This is a genomic window from Pristimantibacillus sp. Z349TD_6 (assembly GCF_056173205.1).
The window spans coordinates 4,575,476-4,597,049 of the sequence record NZ_CM149662.1 but is presented as its reverse complement, the minus strand read 5'-3'; the positions used below and the strand labels follow the sequence as shown (position 1 = coordinate 4,597,049).

Annotated in this window: 14 protein-coding genes; all 14 read left to right on the top strand. The window is 42.6% G+C overall.

Features of this window, described 5'->3' with window-relative positions; all coding sequences use genetic code 11:
• The 14 genes from cntD (at position 1) to AC0VYE_RS19940 (ending at position 21,462) form a co-directional block, all read left to right on the top strand.
• Positions 1-807 carry a staphylopine uptake ABC transporter ATP-binding protein CntD gene (cntD, locus tag AC0VYE_RS20005; protein ID WP_475442695.1) on the top strand — a complete coding sequence of 269 codons (807 nt, stop codon included), beginning with the start codon at positions 1-3 and terminating at the stop codon, positions 805-807.
• A gap of 3 nt (positions 808-810) precedes the next feature.
• Entirely contained in the window at positions 811-1,545 is a 735-nt protein-coding gene (locus AC0VYE_RS20000) for an ABC transporter ATP-binding protein (protein WP_475442694.1), read from the top strand.
• A 58-nt stretch (positions 1,546-1,603) separates the two neighbouring features.
• The gene (cntE, locus tag AC0VYE_RS19995; protein WP_475442693.1) at positions 1,604-2,779 is read left to right on the top strand and encodes a staphylopine family metallophore export MFS transporter CntE; all 1,176 of its coding nucleotides are present in this window, start codon (positions 1,604-1,606) and stop codon (positions 2,777-2,779) included.
• 335 nt (positions 2,780-3,114) lie between these two features.
• Positions 3,115-4,437 (top strand): adenosylmethionine--8-amino-7-oxononanoate transaminase, encoded by a 1,323-nt coding sequence (bioA, locus tag AC0VYE_RS19990; protein ID WP_475449661.1) that lies wholly within the window; start codon positions 3,115-3,117, stop codon positions 4,435-4,437.
• Positions 4,438-4,448: 11 nt separating this feature from the next.
• Positions 4,449-5,189: a dethiobiotin synthase gene (gene bioD / locus AC0VYE_RS19985; RefSeq protein ID WP_076266076.1), complete on the top strand. Its 741-nt coding sequence runs from the start codon at positions 4,449-4,451 to the stop codon at positions 5,187-5,189.
• Between the two features lie 5 nt (positions 5,190-5,194).
• Entirely contained in the window at positions 5,195-6,193 is a 999-nt protein-coding gene (bioB, locus tag AC0VYE_RS19980; protein WP_475442692.1) for a biotin synthase BioB, read from the top strand.
• Between the two features lie 13 nt (positions 6,194-6,206).
• A complete protein-coding gene (gene bioF, locus AC0VYE_RS19975) occupies positions 6,207-7,385 on the top strand; it encodes an 8-amino-7-oxononanoate synthase (RefSeq protein ID WP_475442691.1) in 1,179 nt (392 codons plus the stop codon).
• Positions 7,382-8,143 carry an alpha/beta fold hydrolase gene (locus tag AC0VYE_RS19970; RefSeq protein WP_475442690.1) on the top strand — a complete coding sequence of 254 codons (762 nt, stop codon included), beginning with the start codon at positions 7,382-7,384 and terminating at the stop codon, positions 8,141-8,143. The genes bioF and AC0VYE_RS19970 overlap by 4 nt, the downstream gene beginning before the upstream one ends.
• Positions 8,124-8,990, top strand: a complete 867-nt coding sequence (gene bioC, locus AC0VYE_RS19965) for a malonyl-ACP O-methyltransferase BioC (protein ID WP_475442689.1) — start codon at positions 8,124-8,126, stop codon at positions 8,988-8,990. The genes AC0VYE_RS19970 and bioC overlap by 20 nt, the downstream gene beginning before the upstream one ends.
• 361 nt (positions 8,991-9,351) lie before the next feature.
• Positions 9,352-10,671 (top strand): helix-turn-helix domain-containing protein, encoded by a 1,320-nt coding sequence (locus AC0VYE_RS19960; protein ID WP_475449659.1) that lies wholly within the window; start codon positions 9,352-9,354, stop codon positions 10,669-10,671.
• 144 nt (positions 10,672-10,815) lie between these two features.
• On the top strand, positions 10,816-11,844 hold the full coding sequence (locus tag AC0VYE_RS19955; RefSeq protein WP_475442688.1) for a galactose ABC transporter substrate-binding protein: 1,029 nt from the start codon (positions 10,816-10,818) through the stop codon (positions 11,842-11,844).
• Positions 11,845-11,922: 78 nt separating this feature from the next.
• Positions 11,923-13,479 (top strand): sugar ABC transporter ATP-binding protein, encoded by a 1,557-nt coding sequence (locus AC0VYE_RS19950; protein ID WP_475442687.1) that lies wholly within the window; start codon positions 11,923-11,925, stop codon positions 13,477-13,479.
• The gene (gene mglC / locus AC0VYE_RS19945; RefSeq protein ID WP_076265525.1) at positions 13,457-14,476 is read left to right on the top strand and encodes a galactose/methyl galactoside ABC transporter permease MglC; all 1,020 of its coding nucleotides are present in this window, start codon (positions 13,457-13,459) and stop codon (positions 14,474-14,476) included. The genes AC0VYE_RS19950 and mglC overlap by 23 nt, the downstream gene beginning before the upstream one ends.
• A 419-nt stretch (positions 14,477-14,895) precedes the next feature.
• The gene (locus tag AC0VYE_RS19940) at positions 14,896-21,462 is read left to right on the top strand and encodes an InlB B-repeat-containing protein (protein WP_475442686.1); all 6,567 of its coding nucleotides are present in this window, start codon (positions 14,896-14,898) and stop codon (positions 21,460-21,462) included.
• Positions 21,463-21,574 lie beyond the last annotated feature (112 nt).

The window sequence follows — 21,574 nt, the reverse complement described above, 5'->3', positions numbered from 1 at the left end:
ATGATTGTATTAGAGGTGAAAAACTTAAAAGTATGGGATATGAAAACGGATAAAGTCATCATTCATAACAGCTCATTCCAGTTAAAGCAAGGCAGCTGCCTCGCTATTGTAGGGGAAAGCGGGAGCGGAAAGTCTGTCACCTGCAGGTCGATTATGGGGTTGAATAAAGCCTGGCTGCGCCAATCTGGAGATATCGTATTTAAAGGTGAACATCTAAATCATCTTTCTGAACATGAAATGAGAAAAAAAAGGGGAAAGCAACTAGGTATGATTATGCAAAATGGGATGAGCGCATTCGATCCATCGTGTGTAATTGGCGTTCATTTGAAGGAAACCCTCTATGAACATTTTGGATGGAGTACGAACGAAATCGTTGAACAAATGAAAAAAGCTATGGCAAGTGTGATGTTAAACAATCCGATTGAAATGATGAATAAGTATCCACATCAGCTATCGGGGGGCATGCTGCAGCGAGTTATGATTGCGCTCGCATTAGTACTGGAGCCCGACATTATTATTGCAGATGAGCCAACAACGGGTCTGGATACCATTTCACAATTTGAAGTGATTGAACAATTTATGCAATTGCGTGAGCGAATGGGCTGCTCGATGATCTTTATTTCTCATGACCTCGCTGTTGTAAAAAAAATGGCTGATGACGTTTTGGTCATGAAGGATGGAGAGATCGTCGAACAAGGGAGCATCCGAGCTGTTTTTTCAGAACCAGCGCATGAATATACTAGACATTTGTTGTCTACTAGATTGGCGCTGAGTAAACATTTTAAGCTGATTATGGGGGAGGGTTGAACCATGCTAAAAATTGATCATGTGGATAAATCATATGTAAAAGGCGGTTTTTTTTCGAAAAAGAAACAAAAAGTGTTGAATGATATTAGTTTTGAATGTGGAGCGGGTGAATGTCTCGGTATTATTGGAGAAAGCGGCAGCGGAAAATCAACATTAGGGCGTTTGTTATTAGGCATTGAAAAGCCTGATCGAGGCAGCGTTTTATTTGATGGCAAGAGTGTAGCAGATAGAAAAGTGCGCTTTGGCAACATTAGCGCGGTATTTCAAGATTATAAGTCGTCCATTAACCCTTTTTTTACGGTTGAAGAAGCCATTATGGAGCCAATAAAAAGTTATAAAAAAAAACATAGTATGGTTGATGCGCTGTTAAATCAAGTTGGATTACATCCATCCTATAAAAAAAAGTATCCACATGAACTATCAGGTGGAGAGGTACAGAGGGTATGTATTGCAAGAGCCATCTCCACAGAACCAAAATGCATTGTGTTAGATGAAGCAATCAGCTCATTGGACGTATCAGTTCAAACCCAAGTGCTTGATTTATTAAAAGATTTAAAAAAAATGTACAACATGAGTTATGTATTTATCACACATGATATACAGGCTGCGGCCTATATTTGCGATAGAGTCCTTATTTTTAGAAATGGTCAAGTTGAAGAAATAGTGAGAATCGAACAATTAAAAGACGCCAAGTCGGATTATGCGAAAAAATTGTTACAGATGCATATCACTTTTTAGCTGAATGAGTTTTGGAGAATAGGATATTTGCATACAGAAGTTAGGAGGAAGGGAAGTTGTGAGTGGAGCATTATCTTGGCCATTTATACGATTGTATATGTTGGCTCTTCTTTATTTCAGCGGAAATTCCATATTAAATGTCATGATACCTTTGCGCGGAGAGTCGCTCGGAGCCAGCAACACAACAATCGGTTTAATTATGGGTGCGTATTTGTTCACAACCATGTTCTTTCGACCGTGGGCAGGCCGAATTATTCAAATGCACGGTCCGATAAAAGTGCTGCGCATTATTCTTATCGTCAATGGTTTTGCTTTAATCCTCTATACGATTACGGGTTTAGAGGGTTATTTAATTGCCCGTATTTTACAAGGTGTTTCAACCGCTTTTTTCTCAATGGCATTGCAGATTGGCATCATTGATTCACTGCCAGAGAAGGATCGCTCCCAAGGCATTTCACTTTATTCTTTATTTACGTATATGCCGGGTATCCTTGGTCCTGTTCTGGCTTTGGGCATTTGGCAAACAGGGGATATGAATTATTTTACGATGGTCATGATTGCGATTGCGATCTTTACCGGGGTGTTCGGCTATGGTACCAAAATGGATCAAGGAAGCGACCAGACTGCTGCAAATCAGACCGAGCAGTCAGAAAGTATGTTTAAATCCTTCGGTCAGTTAGTAACTAACCCAATCTTGTTTAAGTGCAGCATGTTGATGTTAGTAGCTTCAATGGTATTTGGAGCAGTTACCACCTTTATTCCTTTATACGCTTCGGAATTAAAAAACGGCAATGCTGGAATCTATCTAATGCTTCAAGCAGGTACCGTTGTTTTGGCTCGTTTTGCTTTAAGAAAAAAGATTCCGTCAGGCGGTAAATGGCATTCATCGTTTATGATGGGGAATATGCTCCTTTTGACATTGGCGGCGCATTGCGTGAGCTTTTCTATAACGGGAGGAGCAATTTTTTTCTATTTGGGTTCGATTTTAATGGGAACGGCTCAGGCGCTCATCTATCCTACATTAACAACCTATTTAACATTTGTTTTGCCGCAGAAGAGCCGCAATGTGTTAATCGGAATTTTTATTGCTATGGCTGATTTAGGAATTTCGCTGGGCGGCGTTATTATGGGGCCAATAGCTGATTTCACCTCATATTCTATGATGTATATGATTTGTTCTGGCTTAGGTGCGACGATGATCATCCTTGCATATGATCGAGGGAAAGTGTCATAAATTAAAAGATTGACCCTTTTGTGATCCAAGCAGAAGGGTTTTTGTTGTGTTTTATTTTAGTATTTTTTCGCGTCGATTCCGCGTTTTTTTTTCGTTTCTTACTGGTATCTGAACAATAGTAAAATTCTATATTTTGTTATTATTCATGAGGCTTTCGGTTGCTTCCTCGCGGTGTTAATCTTCAATCTTTCATTTTGTATTCTCTTTACAGGGGAGTGCAGGTCTGCTAGAATAGCAAAATCCGATTGTTAACCTAATTTATAAATTTAAGGTTAACAATTAAAAATAATGGATGGTGATCATTTGTGATAACAGATTTCGAACGGCTTGCTGCCATGAATAAGAACCACCTATGGCATCCTTTTACTCAAATGAAAGATTACAATAACGCTGATCCACTCATCATTGAACGCGGAGAAGGCATCATGCTATATGACGTCCAAGGACGCGCTTATTATGATGGTTTCTCATCCGTTTGGCTCAATGTACATGGACACAATGTGCCGGAGCTAAATCAGGCGATTACAGAACAGTTAGGGCAAGTGGCCCATTCCACCCTTCTCGGTATGGCTAATGTTCCGGCAATTGAGCTTGCAGAAAAATTGGTGGAAATTACTCCGGAAGGACTAAACAAAGTGTTTTACTCCGATTCAGGAGCAACCGGTGTCGAGATCGCGATCAAAATGGCGTTTCAATACTGGCATAACAAGGGGATACGAGGTAAAACGAAGTTTGTAACGATGAACCAAGCGTACCACGGCGATACAATTGGCGCGGTGAGCGTCGGTGCCATTCCTCTGTATCATGATACTTTTCGCCCCATGTTGTTTTCTTCTTACACTATCCCATATCCCTATACTTATCGTCATGCAGGCGGTGAGATGCAGGCACTGGAAGATACGTTAGCGGCATTGCGTCATTTGCTTGAGACCAAGTCGGATGAGATTGCGGCACTTATTGTGGAGCCGATTGTGCAAGGGGCTGGGGGGATCATCGTTATGCCTACAGGCTGTTTACGCCAGATGGCTGCGCTGTGCCGTGAGTATGGCGTACTGCTCATCGCTGACGAGGTGGCGACTGGTTTCGGTCGGACAGGCGCGATGTTCGCTTGTGATCTTGAAGATGTTTCGCCTGATTTGATGGTGATTGGCAAAGGGCTGACCGGTGGGTATTTGCCTGTAGCAGCGACACTTGCAACTGACGAGGTGTATGAAGCGTTTTATGCTGATTACGAAGAGCAGAAAACATTTTTCCACGGTCATTCCTATACTGGCAACCCGCTTGGCTGTGCCGTTGCTTTAGCAAGCTTAAAGCTGTTTGAAGAGCGTAATATGATCGAAGGAGTTAGAGCAAAGGCGTCATTTGTCCAGCAAAAGCTTGCAGCGCTAAAGGATTGCCAGCATGTCGGTGAAATCCGGCAAAAGGGTCTAATGATTGGAATAGAGCTCGTTCGCGACAAGGTTTCACGAGAGCCGTATGACTGGGCAGATCGAATTGGAGTTCGCACAACCTTGCGGGCAAGAGAGCTCGGAATGCTAACAAGGCCGCTTGGCAATGTGATCGTCTTTATTCCTCCCCTCTCGAGTAATGTTGCTGAACTGGATGCCATGACAAATATTTTGATGGAATCGATACTTCACATCACGGAAGGGGTGTGAGTACTTTGAACATGTTTAACGAGGATACGATACGCGGATTATTTGTGACAGGTACAGATACAGCCGTCGGGAAGACGGTAATAACGGCAGCCATTACCGCTATGCTTCGTGCTGAAGGAATGAATGTTGGGGTCTGGAAGCCGATTCAAACCGGTGCGCGTCTTGGCAGCGGACTTACCGATGCTGAGCGGCTGATTAGAAGCACGGGAATCAATGAACGACCTGAAGCAGTTGCGCCATTTACATTTGAAGCTCCACTTACGCCAATGCTCGCAGCTAAGCAGGCAGGTAAGATACTTACGATGAAGGAGCTAATTGCCGCTGGTTTACCGCTCACAAAACAATACGAAGCACTGCTCATTGAAGGTGCTGGCGGCGTTGCCGTGCCACTGACCGATGGCAACCTCATGGTGGATCTCATTGCGGAACTCCGAATTCCTGCTCTAATAGTAGCCCGTTCCAGCCTCGGGACAATTAACCATACCCTTCTGACCGCTTCATTCCTTCAACATCGGGGAGTGCCTATTGTTGGCGTCATACTGAACGATGGTGAATTAGTGGAAACAGATGACGATCCGAGTGTTGCTACGAATGCACAACTAATTGAACAATACAGCGGCCTTAAGGTTCTCGGTCGGTTTCCTCGTTTGCATACCGAAGAGACTACACAGATGCTGATACATACCTTACAAAAATCGATACAATTCGCGCCTATTAGAGAGGCACTTGCAGTTAAACCTATGGGAGGATGATAGAGATGAAAACAATTAAAGTAGAGATGGATTGGCAATCGCTTGCCCAAAAAGCATTGCATGGAGAATGTTTAACAATAGATGAGGGGCTCGCTGTGCTTGAAGCTGCTGATGATGAGCTGCTACTGCTCATGCAAGCAGCGTTTACGGTGAGAAAACATTTTTACGGCAAAAAAGTGAAGCTGAATATGATCATTAACGCCAAAAGCGGCCTTTGCCCCGAGGATTGCGGCTATTGCTCGCAATCGATTGTTTCGACGGCCCCAGTTAAAAAATACTCCCTGCTTGATAAAGACACATTGCTTTCAGGTGCACGTGAAGCGATGGCACGTAAAGCTGGAACCTATTGTATTGTTGCGTCCGGGAAAGGCCCAACAAACAGGGAGTTAGACCAAGTGGTGGCTGCAGTAAAAGAAATTCGTCAAACGATGCCTCTAAAAATTTGCGCATGTTTGGGTATTCTTGGGGATGATCAAGCTAGGCGACTTGCAGAAGCTGGCGTACATCGATACAACCACAACTTGAACACCAGTAAAGCCAACTACCCCTCCATTACGACGACCCATACTTACGATCAACGCGTTGAAACGGTGGAGAAGGTAAAGACATACGGAATGTCCCCCTGCTCTGGCGTCATTATCGGCATGGGTGAGACAAATCAGGAAATTGTCGAAATGGCATATGCTCTGCGCGAACTAGATGCGGATTCAATTCCGATCAATTTTCTGAATGCTATACCGGGAACACCACTAGAACACGCAGGCCGCACGACATCGATGAAAGCGTTGAAGGTACTAGCGCTGTTTCGTTTTATATGTCCTTCTAAAGAAATCCGTGTGGCAGGCGGCCGAGAGGTCAACCTTCGTACGCTGCAGCCTTTATCTCTGTACGCCGCGAATTCACTTTTTGTAGGGGATTATTTAACGACAGCAGGCCAAGACATATCGGCTGATCATCAAATTATTGAGGATTTGGGCTTTGAGATTGAATTAAATGCCCTATAAGGCGGTGCCGACAATGAATTGGATGGAAAATGAACTAGAATTATTGGCTAATGCTTCGTTGGAGCGATCTTTGCGTGCAAGCGGCTCCGTCCTCGGATCACCTGGTTATACGATGCGCGGAGAACAAACGCTGCTCAATTTGTCCTCTAATGACTACCTCGGACTCGCCCAGCATCCTGCCATACTTGAAGTGATGCGTGAGACCCTGCTTACTGAAGGAGCTGGTTCAGGTGCTTCACGCCATGTGACAGGCAACCGATTACCTTATGGTTGTCTAGAAGAAGAACTAGCAGATTGGCAAAACTGTGAAGCAGCTTTAGTTTTTGCAAATGGTTATATGGCTAATTCTGGTGTGATTAGCGCACTTGTAGGGCGAGGAGATGTTGTTTTTAGCGATCGGTTGAACCACGCGAGTATTGTGGACGGCATTGTACTCAGCCGTGCGGAGCACGCCCGGTATCGCCATAACGACATGGAACATTTACGAACGCTATTAAATAAGTATCGTGATAAACGGCGTAAGCTGATCGTTACAGACGCTATTTTCTCTATGGATGGCGACAAGGCCCCATTGCGTGAACTTGTTGCGCTCAAACAGGAGTACGGAGCAATGCTTATGGTGGATGAGGCACATAGTGGGGGGATTTACGGGGGGAAAGGCGAAGGATTGTGCCATGAACTTGGATTGCAGCATGACATTGATGTTCATATGGGAACATTCAGTAAATCGTTCGGTATTTATGGCGCTTATATTTGTGGCAGCCGTTTGCTAATACGATGGCTGGTGAACAAGGCTAGACAGCTCCTATATTCCACTGCGCTGCCTCCTTCTATCGTTGCTGGTATTTCAAAGACGTTAGTTTTGGTAAAAGAGGAACACTGGCGTCGAGAAAGGCTTTATGCAGCAAGCAGATTATTTCGTTCCTCGCTTAGTGATGCGGGGTTTAACATCGGTTCCGGAAATTCCCAAATTGTACCCTTAATCGTAGGCTCTAACGATATGGCTTTACGCTTCAGCGGAGCTCTTGAAGAAGAGGGAATCACAGCAGTTGCCATCCGTCCACCTACTGTACCTGATGGAACAGCACGTATTCGCTTTTCCTTGTCAGCTGTTCATTCAGATAAGGAGTTGTTAAAAGCAGCCGCACGCATTCACTCGATCGGGCTTCGACTAGGGGTGTTGAGTCTATGATAAGTAACGATCCAGTGAAACTTAAGCGACAGACAAGCGGCACTATTTTATGGTTATGCGGATGGAGTATGCCAGATGCGGTTTTCGACCGGATTCGTGAGTTTCTTCCGGATTTTCATCATGTTTCTGTTGATTACAGTGATGCCGGTTCTTCAGATAAAATGCTGCTCCTGACTGAAATGGCAGTAGACAACGCGATGGCTTCCCATAGCCCGTTATTAATCGGAGGTTGGTCTCTTGGCGGTTTACTCGCACTGAGACTCGCGGCCAAAGGATTCGCTGATGGTCTTGTGTTATTTGGAGCAACTGCTCGATTTACTCGAACAAAAGGTGAGTCTGAGCTCGGCTTTGCAGATATATATGTTAGGAAGATGATTACTGGGCTCAAACAGGACCGGCAAGGGATTGAATCAAGATTCCGAGAGCTCATGTTTTCGGATGCAGAAAGGGAAGACAAGCTAGACGAAAGCCTCCCCCCGATTGGCAGCTGGACAACCCCAGCGTTAATCGCAGGACTTCAAATTTTACGAAGCGAGGATTGTTTGTCTCAACTGAAGAGCATCACTTGCCCGGTATTTATTGTGCACGGAACGGATGATCGTATTTGTCCTTACGGCGCTGCAGTGGAGCTTATGACACAGTTGCCGAAAGCAAAGTTATTCACAATGTCAGCCTGCGGGCATGCCTCTTTCTTGGGAAGGGAAGACCTAATAGCTAATGAACTGAGGAGATGGTGGCATGAGCAGCAGGATAAATGATATCCAGCGTCAATTTAACCGTAGTGCAAATTCGTATGACGCTCATGCTCATGTTCAGCGCATGATGTCAGATCAGCTTGCGAAAGCATTCATAGGGTGGAAGAACAAGCGCAGCATAGCCGCGCCCAACATTCTTGAAATCGGCTGCGGTACGGGGACATTGACTAAGATTCTAGTTAATGAATGGCCTAGTGCAAGTATTAAAGCACTTGATATAGCTCCCGCCATGATCAAGCTGGCTGAACAACGTGTCTTATCAAATGAAGCGAACCGTGATGGCATCCTAAAAAATACTTCAGATCGTATAAGCTTTATACAGGCGGATGTTGAATTATGGGCAGCTGACGCTCAGGCATCCTCTTATGATCTCATCGTCTCCAACGCCTGTTTTCAGTGGCTGAGCAAACCAAGGCAAACACTTACTCACCTTCGGCGTATGCTTCGGCCTGGAGGTTTGCTCATATTCACGACATTCGGGCCTGCTACATTTTGCGAGATGCATCATGCTTTTAACGAAGCTTATCGGGCGAGTGCAGTCGAGCCGCAGCGGCACGGACTTTGGTTTCTATCGACAAATGAATGGAGCAGCTTGCTCAAGCAATTAGGTTTTTCTAGTATCCAATCCGAAACCTCCATCCAGACGGAAAAGTATGCTTCAGCAAGGGATTTTCTTCATTCGGTAAAAGCGATGGGAGCTAGCACTTCAGAGGCTAATACGATGCGAGGTCTCAGTTCGAGGCGGTTGTTTGCCAACATGTATAAGGAATACGAGGAGAAGTTCAGCATACAGGGAGGCGTTGCTGCCAGTTATGAACTTCTATTGATTCAAGCATTAGCAAATGAGTAAATAAGTAAAATCACATTAGCTCAGTAAAAGCAGCCCCGTTTAGAGCATGGTATTCCATGTTATAGACGGGGCTGCTTTTTTATGAGCTTTAGGTTTAAAACCATATTTATTATTTATTTTTCAATAAAGCCATCCGAGCAAAACACTGCTCATTGGATAGCTGAACATAGCTGATAACCAATGAAAAAACAAAATCTAAAAATAATACCAACACAAAATGTAAGCATTTTCGGATAGGCAATGAAAAGGACAAAAATGTATAAAGTTTGTCATAAGGCCTGATTTTATAGGGTGATATGATGAAATTGTAAAAAATTCATGGCGCATCTTGTTTAAATTGGAGGGGATTCGTTTGAATAATATGCTTCTTGTGGATGAAGAGTCAGACATAGCAAAAGAAATGAAGATGAATGTAGAGCATTATGAATACGTTCGAATTTTGCTAGAGCATTATCGAACAAGTATGCCTGTGCTTCAGGAATCATTTCTAGCATCGCTGCTTACCCGAAAACTGACAAGCCAGCAAATTGAAGAAAAATCAATGAATTATGATATTCAGCTGCGCGGCTCTCAGTATGTTGTAGCTATCATCGCTCTTTATCCTACAGAAGAAGCAAAAGGATACTCCTCTTCCTTGTTAAGACACTCACGTGGTGTGGATTATTTGATTCAAGCTGTTTTGAATAGAACGCGAGAAGTATGGGAAATGAATTCGCTTGGGAAAGTGTTCATTTATCAAGAAAGCATTGCTTTGCTGGCCATCGATAATGGGCAGCACAAGGAGCATTGGTTTTCGATTATGCAAGCAGCGCTTGCGGAAATTCTTGAGCGGATTGTGCAAGAGTTGAAGCTGAATATCACGATTGGCGTTGGCTCGCGTGTTACAGATATTGCCGATGTACATCATTCTTACCGGGAGACGCTTATTGCACTAGACTATCGTCTTGTTATGGGGTCCAGGAAGGTTATCTATATTCACAATATTGAAGATTATGACAGCGAACAACTTCGATTCGACGATCTGAAGGGGCAAGCTTTAAGGAACAGTTTGAAAGTGGGGACGGCCGAAGAGCTATCTGAAGCAGTTGATACGATATTCGATGAACTGTTTGAAAGTAAATTTGCTTTGCAGGATGTTCAAATCTATTTATTTGAGGTATTGACGGTAATATTGCGTACAGCGAAAGAGGCTGATATTGATCTTGACGGTCTGTTAGGTACAAGTATTCAACTGCATGCGGAAATGTATAGATTGCCGGGTTTAAGAGAGGCAAAACGGTGGATTTATGATATATGCATTGAAATGAAGATGAAGATTTCCAGCCAGCGGAAGCATGTATATAAAGATATTGTCGAAGAAGCCATTCAGTACACGAAAGATCATTTTATGAATCCAGCTTTATCCATTCAAGAGGTTTGCTCATTCCTGCACATTAGTACAGGCTATTTCAGTCGTGTATTTAAAAAAGAAGTAAAACTAACCTATGGACAATATGTCATGCACATCCGGATAGAGGCTGTTAAGCAAATGCTTCGTTTAACAGAGCTTAAAGCTTCTGAGATTGCAGATCGCGTCGGGATAACCGATCCCAAATATTTAGGTTTTTGCTTCAAGAAGCATGTCGGAATTTCGCTAACGGAGTATCGAAGTAGAATTACGGAAATCCCTAGTGAAACATGAGTGATTCATCGTTGCACACCATATCCGTTTTATAACAATAGATTAGAATTTCCAGACAAGACGTGAGAATTGTGGGTTCGAATAACAATCATTCTTCTACATAATAGGTCGAGAAGTTAAAAAATGAATTTGGGGGAATTTTGGATGAAAAAGAAATGGGTTCTTGCGTTACTGACAGGTATGATGTTGACGGCTGCAGCATGCAGCAACGATGGAGGAAATACTGATGGAGAAAAAAAGGAAAGCATACAGATCGGAGCAGCTATTTACAAATTTGATGATACCTTTATGACGGGTGTGCGCAATGCAATGCTGGAGTCAGCGAAGAATGAAGCGAAATTAGATGTTGTGGACAGCCAAAACTCGCAACCGACGCAAAATGAGAAGGTGGATTTATTTATTTCGAAAAAGTACGATGCGCTTATTATTAATCCAGTTGATCGTACAGCTGCGGGCGTCATAATCGATAAAGCGAAAGACGCCAATATGCCAGTCGTATTCTTGAATCGCGAGCCGATTGCAGAAGACATGGAAAAATGGGATAAGGTGTACTACGTCGGTGCTAAAGCAGAGGATTCAGGAACGATTTCGGGGCAATTAATTAGCGATTATTGGAAAGCAAACCCAAGCGCGGATAAGAACGGTGACGGCAAGCTGCAATACGTGATGTTAACTGGTGAGCCTGGGCATCAAGACGCGGAGCTTCGTACAAAGTATTCTGTTGAGGCTATTGTGGACGCAGGCGTAGAGGTTGAAGAGCTTGCTAAAGATACAGCGATGTGGGACCGAGTCAAAGGACAAGAAAAAATGCAAGCATTTCTAGCATCAAATGGAGATAAAATCGAAGCAGTTCTTTCTAATAATGATGATATGGCGCTTGGCGCGATTGAAGCGTTGAAAGCATCGGGTTACTTCAAAGGTGATAAGTACATTCCGGTTGTTGGTGTAGATGCAACAGCTCCGGCTATTCAAGCCTTGAAGGACGGAACGATGCTGGGTACGGTACTGAATGACGCGAAAAACCAAGGAGCAGCATCTGTTGCGATTGCTACAGCGCTTTCCAAAGGCGAGACGCCAACAAAAGAAAATATTGGTTTTGAAATTACAGATAATAAATATGTATGGATTGCTTATAAGAAAATTACAAATGCGAACATAGCAGACGCGGAATAATGAAATAAAGATGAGGGACAGCGGTATCCCGCTGTTTCCTCTTAACTTATTCGTTGGTTCTTGACAGGAGGATATGAAATGGAGCAGCAATATGTTCTGGATATGCGAGGAATTTCAAAAGGCTTTCCAGGGGTACAAGCGCTCAGCAATGTTACGCTAAAAGTGAAGCCTGGAACTGTACATGCCCTTATGGGTGAAAACGGGGCAGGTAAATCAACGCTAATGAAGTGCTTATTCGGCATTTATAGGCCGGATGAAGGTGAGATTTTTATAAACGGTCGTAAAACAACGATTCATAACTCGAATGAGGCTCTAAAAAGCGGTATTTCCATGATTCATCAGGAGCTTCATCCTGTACCGCATCGTAATGTAATGGAAAATATTTGGCTTGGCCGGTTTCCGGAAATAGGTTTTGGTCCAATTAAGTTTATTCATGAAAAGAAAATGTACGAAGACACATTGCATTTATTCAAAGATCTTGAGGTCGATATAGATCCTCGAGTGCGCACGGGGACGCTGTCTGTTTCAAAAATTCAAACGCTGGAAATTGCGAAAGCGGTTTCTTTTCATTCGAAGCTTATTGTAATGGATGAGCCGACTTCCTCTTTGACTGGCAATGAGGTTGAACAGCTATTCAACATTATCAATAGTTTGCGGAAACGCGGTGTATCTATTATTTATATTTCTCACAAAATGGAAGAAATCTTGCGCATCTCTGATGAAGTGACGATCATGCGTGATGGTCATTATATTGGTACATGGCCTTCAAGTGAGCTAACGACAGACCTCATTATTACGAGAATGGTCGGTCGTGATTTGAAAGAACGCTTTCCTGAACGAACGAATGTGCCTGGCGGCACAATGATGAAGGTAGAAGGTCTATCGTCCTCTAATTCCAAGTCGTTTCAGAATATTAGCTTTGAGCTTAGGAAAGGGGAAATTCTCGGCTTAGGTGGCTTGGTTGGCGCTCAACGAACAGAGCTGATTGAAGCCTTGTTTGGACTTCGGAGCGTTGTCTCCGGCAAAATCTCCATAAACGGGAAGCCAGTGAATTTAAAAACACCATCTGAAGCGAAAAAGAATAAAATTGCCCTTCTGACCGAAGAAAGGCGAGTAACGGGGATTTTTCCTGTGTTATCGGTTTATGAGAACACGATTATCGCGAATTTATCTCGTTACCAAAATAGGTTTGGGCTGTTGAATGAAAGAAAAGGACGAGTTGATGCAGCGTATAATGTTGAAAAGTTTGGAACAAAAACACCGTCTGTTCATCAACAAATTCGTTATTTATCAGGAGGAAATCAGCAAAAAGTACTCTTGGCAAGATGGCTGCTTACAGAACCAGATATATTGCTGCTGGATGAGCCTACTCGTGGTATTGATGTTGGCGCTAAATTTGAAATTTATACGATTATTACCGAGCTTGCAAAGCAAGGGAAAAGCATTATTATGATCTCCTCGGAAATGCCCGAGCTGCTTGGGATGTCTGACAGAATTATGGTCATGAGCGAAGGCAAATTGACAGGCATTGTAGAGGGTAAGTCAGTAACAGAGCAAGAAATTATGCGCCTAGCTGCGCAGCAACGTTCGGTCGTATCAGGGGGTAAACGTAATGAACACGCAATTACTGTTTAAAGTGAAAGACTATTTAATGCAACGAGCGATTTTTGTGGTGTTGATTATGATTGTTATTGGCATCGCAGTGGCAGATCCTAACTTTTTAGCCTTTTCTACGCTTAGAGATATATTGCAGCAGTCTTCGACTAAGCTAATTATTGCAATTGGCGCGGCATTTATTCTAATAACTGGCGGCACAGATTTGTCATCTGGTCGAGTTGTTGGACTGACGGCAGTTATTTCGGCATCGATGCTGCAGATTGATACGTACGCCAACCGATTTTACCCGGACTTGCCGCAGCTTTGGGTGGTAGCTCCGATTTTAATAGGCATTGCAGTTGGTTTGCTTGTTGGATTAATAAACGGTTTTATCGTAGCAAAACTTCATGTTCCACCCTTTATTGCAACGCTAGGAACAATGGTAGGAATCTACGGTATCAATAGCCTTTACTTTGATATGAAGCCGAATCAATCGCAGCCGATTGGCGGTCTTAGAGATGATTTTAAAGCGTGGGGTTCGGGATATATCGATCTTGGAGGCGGCTATACGATCCCGTATATTGTGCTTATTGCCCTCGCTGTAGCACTTATCTGTTGGGTTGTATTTAATAAGACTCGACTCGGCAAAAACATGTATGCAATTGGAGGAAACGTCCATGCGGCACATGTTTCCGGCATTAATGTCGCTCGAAATCTCATTTATATTTATGCTATTTCGGGAGCGTTGTATGGTCTTGCTGGTGTACTTGAAGCAGCTCGAACAGGCGGAGCTACGAATAACTACGGAAACATGTATGAATTAGATGCCATTGCGGCATGCGTAGTTGGCGGGGTGTCAACTGCCGGCGGGGTGGGCAAAATCCAAGGCGTAGCGGCAGGAGTATTAATCTTTGGTGTAATCAACTACGGATTAACGTATATCGGTGTTAGTCCCTATTATCAGTTAATTATTAAAGGACTCATTATAGTTGCAGCCGTAGCTTTTGATATTCGAAAATATATGGCGAAAAAATAATTTATATATTCAGCGTATTAAAAAGGGGGTGATGAATGTATTGCTTAATAGCAAGTACACGATGAATCAAAGGAATGTTTATCACTCACAGCCTTGGCGATTGCCATGGCTATTAAAGGCATACATTCCTTAATTGATTGGTGATTGCGTTTCGTAAAAATTGACAGCGCAATCATTTTGAGGTAACCAGCTTTGTGAATCGTGTGGGGCAAGGTAATAGAGGATTTATAAAAAAATGTGTTACTTGAGGATGTTACTATTTTTGGGAGGGTTGAAATTGGGTATTAAAAAACACGCAAAAAAAATGATGGTGTCCTGCTTGGCATTTTCGCTAGTAGGATCGATGTTCGCTGGCTTGCCGAATGCTGTCTCGGCAGCACCAAGTGCAACTAACTGAAATTAAGTTAAGTCCAGACAAGATGAAGAAATCATGGGATGGCTGGGGAACGTCATTAGTATGGTTTGCTAATGCAACTGGCGGCTGGGAAAACGAGCAAGCGAAAAATGATTTGGTGGATGCATTATATGGCAAAGAGGGACTTAATTATAATATTGCCCGCTACAACATTGGCGGTGGCGATGATCCGACTCATAATCATATGCGCGAAGGGGCCGATGTTCAAGGCTTTTCAACCGAAGAGGGTCATTTTGATATTAACCGCGATGAAAAACAGCGTTGGTGGTTGCAGGAAGCATTGAAACGTAAACCTGAATTAATTATGGAGGCATTTTCCAATTCTGCGCCATACTATATGACCCACAGCGGTTGTACTGCTGGTAATCATAATGCTTGGGAGAATAACTTAAAAGAAGATTATTATGATGATTTCGCGGAATATTTAGCAGAGGTAGTTAAGCACTATAAAGATGATTTTGGAATAGAGTTTAATACTCTTTCACCAATTAACGAGCCCAATACAAATTACTGGGGGGCATTCAATCGTCAGGAAGGTTCGCATTGGGATCCTTGGGCACAGTCATGGATTATTTGGGAAGCTCGACAAAAGCTGAATGAAAAAGGTTTGAATAATGTTGGCATTTCAGCAATGGAAGAATCCGTAATCGATACTTTCCTGGAAAATTGGAGCCATTATAATGATGATGCAAAAAACAGCATTTCTCAAATGAACGTTCATGCTTATGGAGGTTCAAAAAGATTTGAAGTGCGTCAGCTTGCTGAAAAGGAAAATAAAAAGCTATGGATGTCAGAAGTTGATTTAGGACCAAGCGGTATTGCTCATAATCATGATGATATCGAACCGGCATTAGCGCTGGCTGATCAAATTATGGTAGATATTAAATGGTTTGAACCTCAGGCATGGGTAATATGGCAAGCTATTGAAAGCGAGCAAAATATGCAATCAGACAAAGAGAATATGAACTGGGGTCTGATTCACGCAGATTTTGATACAGAACAATGGTGGTATACGAAAAAATATTACGCGATGGCGCAATTTAGTAAATTCATTCCGCAAGGCTCGAAATTTTTTGAGAATAGCGACGGTGATGGAAGGTCATTAACGGCTTATAACGAAGCGACTGGGGAAACGGTTATCGTTTACCGCAACCCGGATCAAGGCAGCAGACAAATGTCATTTGATCTTTCCAAGTTTGCAAAGCCGGGAAGCGAAGTATCCACTTATGTGACAACTTCAGAAAAAGATTTACAGGAAGGTAAATTAGAAGTTTTAGGAACTAAGCTTTATGCAAATGTAGAAGGAAAATCAATTACTACTTTTGTAATCAAAAATGCTCAGTACGTCGAAGGCCAAGATGCAGACGTTGCACAGATATTAAATGATTTAAAGGTAAGTATTGAACAGCATAAAGCAGCCTTGAATGAAGATGACCCGGATATTGCAGAGTTGGAAGCGCTAATTACAAAAGCTGACGACGCGCTACAATCTGGCAGCAATGAACAAATATCTGATGCAATTGTTGAAATTAGCCTAAAATTCAAGGCTTTATTGTCTGAAGGTGTTACAGGTGTTATACCACAACAAATGATGAGGGCTTCGGCGACCAGCTCACAATCTGGAGAAGGCCCGGAGCTTACCATTGACGGTGATGTAAACACAAAATGGCATACGCCATGGGGAGATGATTACCAAGAAGCGCCGCACTCCGTTACGTATGAATTAGACAAGCTGTACAAAGGCATAAACAAACTGGAGTATACGCCAAGACAAGACGAAAGTACGAATGGTACAGTTACTAAGTTTGAAATTGAAGCAAGTATTGACGGTGTGAATTATAACAAAATTGCAGAAGGAACATGGGATGCTGACAAAGCAATAAAAACAGCAACCTTTAATCCCGTCGATGCGACTCATATTAAATTCACGGCATTAGCATCGCAAAGTGATGTTGGAAAACAGTTTGCATCTGCTGCTGAAATTAATTTGTACAGGGATTCAAATTTCAAACTAAATTCAGAGCAACTGGCTAAAGCAATAACGGATGCTGAACAATTTATTGCAGCTTCGAATAAAGATGAAAATCTATTAGAGCTATTGAAGCAGTATGTTGATGCTGGCAATGCATTATTGAAATCGGATTCATCCACGCAAGAAGAAATGAATCGTGCTGCTAATCAAATTAATGATGAAATGATTAATTTGCAGAGAGATAGTTTCCAAGTTGAAGGAATCACAGTAAAGTACGCCCCAGAAGCACACTGGAGCACACCTGTAGAAAGCATGTTAGATGGTAATCGAGATACATTTTATGAAACGAATTGGGAAGACTGGGGCCGCAAATACCAAACTGGCGACTTTATCGTTCTTGACCTGAATAAAAGTAGAAAAGATATTAGTCAAATCCTCTACACACCAAGACAAGGTAAAGATAAAGAAAACGGTCGTATTAGACAATTCAAAATTTATACAAGCGATAAAGACCTGTCAAACGTTGAATTGACAGGTACGCAAAATGAGTTGGATCAACACTTTGAGTTGGCAGCAGTAGGCGGCCTTGATACAGGAAAAGATTATGATCAATCCGCTACTTTCACCTCAAAAACCGCACGTTATGTAGCTATTCAAGTTATCAAAACAGGCGGCAACAGCGCTACTTTATCGATAGGCGATTTGGCTGTATTTCAAAAGGATGTAGGGGATATCGATACGAGTACGGTTCAAACTGCAAAAGAAAAGTTGGCTACACTTTACGAAGATATGGTTCCATATGTAAAAAATATTATGGACAATTATTTAAATGAACTTGAAGATACAGAAAATCTAACTTTAGAATCATTAGAACATTATAATTATTGGCTTAATGAATATTATAATTTCTATTCTAATCTTGGTCATGTAAGCTCCATCAAAAATGGTGAAGTGTGGCTAGATACTGACGGTGTGCCGATTCAAGCGCATGGCGGAGGTATTATATATGACGAAAACACTAAAAAATACTATTGGTACGGAGAAGATAAAACGGAATCGAACATGGGTGCTGGTTATGTTCCGATGACAGGTGTACATGCTTACTCATCTACTGATCTTTATAATTGGAAAAATGAAGGTGTTGTATTGCCAGTATTTAATAATCCGTCTCTTGGTGATAGAACATACGATGGATTGACGGATGCTTCTAACATTCCAATGTATATTCATGAAGATGATGAATTGTATAAGGAATCGGGAGTAGGATTCGAATCTTGGCGACAAGAACAAAATTATGGGAAGCTTGATGATTGGAATTTCGTTCCGGAAAATGGAGTGGAAAAACGTTTTTATAATTTCGCTGGTAACATGAAATCACCAGTTCAAACACTTAAAAAACATAATACACGGGAACAAATTGCCGACTTGAATGCACTTTATAAAGATACTTCTATCGAAGAAAAACAAAGATTATACGGGCTGTTCAATTGGGATAAAGTTGTGGAACGACCAAAAGTTGTTTACAACGAGAAATATGATAATTATGTAATGTGGTGGCATCATGACGGTCCAATGTCGGGTAAATATTGGACAGCATCAGGTGGTGTAGCTGTAAGTAAATCTCCTATAGGTCCGTTTAAAGTACTTGATATCGAAAGAATGCCAAATGATGGATGGGATCCTGACAAAAAGGGTGAAGGAGATGGCATGCTCCGTGATATGACCCTTTATGTAGATGATGATAAGGATAAAACAGCATATTTGGTCTATTCATCCGAAGGAAATGGGACTACCATCGTTCTAAAGCTGGATGATACTTATACACAACCAGCTCGTGATGAAAATGAAAATGCGATTTGGGCGAAAGCTCATAGCAACGGTAGAGAAGCGCCAACATTATTTAAACAAGATAATACGTATTATTCGATAACATCTGGTTTAACAGGCTGGAACCCAAATCCTGCTAAATATCATATTACAGGACATCCATTAACGTGGTGGTGGGAAGATAAAGGCGATCCATTCTGGGATGACTACAAAGGAACGACTCATGAGAGTCAAAGCACTTTTGTGCTGCCATACAGAGACAAAAATGGAAATATTGTAAAAGATAAATTTATCTTTATGGCGGATCGTTGGAATCCTGGAAACTTGAGTGACTCCAGATATATTTGGACCCCAATACACTTGGATAGTGAGAATAAACGCATTTCAATGAATTGGCTATCGGAATGGGATTATTCACAATTTGGAGATGCGCAAATAGAAAAGTACACAGTAACATTCAATAGTAATGGTGGTAGTGGTGTAGCTAGCATTAAAGCAAACTCAGATTCACCGATTTCTGAACCAGCAGCACCGAACAAGGAAGGTTACATTTTCATCGGTTGGTACAAGGATGAAACATTGAAGGAGCAATGGAATTTTGCAACGGATAAAGTAGCAGAACAAGATATCACGTTATATGCGAAGTGGGAATCTGAATCTACGAATGTATTGGTAGAATCGATCAATCTGACTAGCACAAGTGGCAAAGCAGCAATAGAAGTGAAAGGCGGAAGCCTGAAGTTGACGGCTGAGCTATTGCCAACGAACGCTTCCAACAAGAAGGTAGCTTGGACTGTCTATGAGACAGATGGCGTAACGGCAACGGACAAAGCAACGATCGATCAAAACGGGTTGTTGACAGCCGTGAAGGATGGCGCTGTAAAAGTAATCGCTACAGCAGCGGACGGTTCAAAGGTTCAAGGTGAGATCGTGATTGTCATCACGAATCAATCTGATGTCGAAGATATTTCAGTTACGTTTAATAGTAACGGCGGCAGCGAAGTGAAAACGACTAAAGCCAAACCGGGCACCGTACTTACGGAGCCAACAGCACCAACAAGAGCAGACTACGTGTTCATTGGCTGGTATAAAGACGAAGCTTTGAAGGAACAATGGAATTTTGCAACGGATAAAGCAGCAGAACAAGATATCACCTTATATGCGAAGTGGGAATCTGAATCTACAAATGTAAGGGTAGAATCGATCAACCTGACTAGCGCAAGTGGCAAAGCGGCAATAGATGTGAAGGGCGGCAGCCTGAAGTTGACGGCAGAGTTGTTCCCAGTCAACGCTTCCAATAAGAAGGTAGCTTGGACTGTCTATGAGTCAGATGGCGTAACGATAACGGACAAAGCGACGATCGATCAAAACGGATTGTTGACTGCCGTGAAGGACGGCGCTGTAAAAGTAGTCGCAACTGCAACGGACGGATCAGAGGTTCGAGGTGAAAAAGCGATTGATATCATTAATCAAACTTCCAGCGGAGGAAACAACGGAGGTAGCGGCGGCGGTATTACAGAACCAGCACTCGAAAACCCAGCTTTATACGAGCCGAAGAAATATGAGCTAACGATTGATTCCGCACTAAATAGCTTGACGGCTTCGCTTGATCGCAATCAACTTGCCAAAAAGGCAACGGAGTTTTTAAAAGCGGAACAAGCGGGCTCCATTCTAACGATTGATGTTCCTGGAAATCACACGCGTTACGAAGTGAGAATTCCATTGGACGTTTTGAGTGGATTAGCCGCAAGCAAGCCGAATACGATCCTATCGATCCGCAGCAAGTTTGGAAGCTACGAATGGCCGGTGTCTATGTTAAACAGCAAGGATATGAAAGGCAAAGTAGATGCCGAAGCTGTGTTAATTGTAAGCATGGTAAAAGCGAACGAGGATAAGTTGCAGCAATTGGATGCAGCCCTATCCGGCAATGGAATGAAGCGTATAAGCGACATTATCGACTATAAAGCAACGCTTAAAACGAAAGATGCGGAATACGATAATCATTCCATCGGTTATACCGAGCGTACTTTAACCGTAGACAAAGTAATTCGCAATTTCAATGAAGCAACAGTCGTGTCGTATGACCCTGAAACGGGAGCCATTCGATTTGTACCGGCGGTGTTTACCGTTATGGATGGCAAAACTGTAGCAACAATCAAGCATTACTCGAATGGCATGTATGTCATCATTGAAGGCAATAAAACATTCGAAGATATGCGCGGACACTGGGCACAGAAGGATGTAGAAGCACTCGCTTCTAAGCTGATCGTAAATGGGAAAACGAATCATGTTTATGATCCGGAAGAGAAAGTGACACGTGCAGAATTTGCATCGCTGCTTGTAAGAAGCTTGGGCTTAAATAATATTGGCGCTGAGCAGGCATTTGACGATGTAGCAGCTGCGAAATGGTATGCCGCAGATGTAAGTATTGCGGTTCAGTACGGCTTGGTGCAAGGAGTGGGCAACAACAAGTTCAACCCTGATGCATTCATCACAAGAGAGCAAATGGCTGTTATGATTATGAAAGCTGTTCAGCTCGTTCAAGGTGATGCAAGTGCTGGATCGAATTCATCAAGCACTTCGTTAGCTGCATTTGCTGATCAAGACCAGCTATCGGGCTTTGCCCGTGAAGCGGTTCAATCGGTAATAGATGCAGGCATTATGAATGGCAAATCGGAAAGCACGATTGCGCCTAAAGATACAGCAAGCCGTGCTCAGACAGCAGTTATGCTGAAACGAGCATTGAGCTTTCTTAAGCTGATTAATTCCTAAAGGATGTAGAATGACTTATAGCCGGCCCACAAGTTGGGCCGGCTATAAGTTTTTTGTTAGCAATTATTATAAATGCGAGTATGCACTTTCAACATTATAGAACACGGAAGTA

Bases quoted from the DNA above. Each gene is read 5' to 3' on its own strand.
- bioA (WP_475449661.1), top strand. From the start codon at position 3,115: ATGAATAAGAACCACCTATGGCATCCTTTTACTCAAATGAAAGATTAC.
- AC0VYE_RS19955 (WP_475442688.1), top strand. From the start codon at position 10,816: ATGAAAAAGAAATGGGTTCTTGCGTTACTGACAGGTATGATGTTGACG.
- AC0VYE_RS19970 (WP_475442690.1), top strand. From the start codon at position 7,382: ATGATAAGTAACGATCCAGTGAAACTTAAGCGACAGACAAGCGGCACT.
- bioD (WP_076266076.1), top strand. From the start codon at position 4,449: ATGTTTAACGAGGATACGATACGCGGATTATTTGTGACAGGTACAGAT.
- bioC (WP_475442689.1), top strand. From the start codon at position 8,124: ATGAGCAGCAGGATAAATGATATCCAGCGTCAATTTAACCGTAGTGCA.
- AC0VYE_RS19940 (WP_475442686.1), top strand. From the start codon at position 14,896: ATGAAGAAATCATGGGATGGCTGGGGAACGTCATTAGTATGGTTTGCT.
- cntD (WP_475442695.1), top strand. From the start codon at position 1: ATGATTGTATTAGAGGTGAAAAACTTAAAAGTATGGGATATGAAAACG.
- mglC (WP_076265525.1), top strand. From the start codon at position 13,457: ATGAACACGCAATTACTGTTTAAAGTGAAAGACTATTTAATGCAACGA.
- AC0VYE_RS19960 (WP_475449659.1), top strand. From the start codon at position 9,352: ATGCTTCTTGTGGATGAAGAGTCAGACATAGCAAAAGAAATGAAGATG.
- AC0VYE_RS19950 (WP_475442687.1), top strand. From the start codon at position 11,923: ATGGAGCAGCAATATGTTCTGGATATGCGAGGAATTTCAAAAGGCTTT.
- bioF (WP_475442691.1), top strand. From the start codon at position 6,207: ATGAATTGGATGGAAAATGAACTAGAATTATTGGCTAATGCTTCGTTG.
- bioB (WP_475442692.1), top strand. From the start codon at position 5,195: ATGAAAACAATTAAAGTAGAGATGGATTGGCAATCGCTTGCCCAAAAA.
- AC0VYE_RS20000 (WP_475442694.1), top strand. From the start codon at position 811: ATGCTAAAAATTGATCATGTGGATAAATCATATGTAAAAGGCGGTTTT.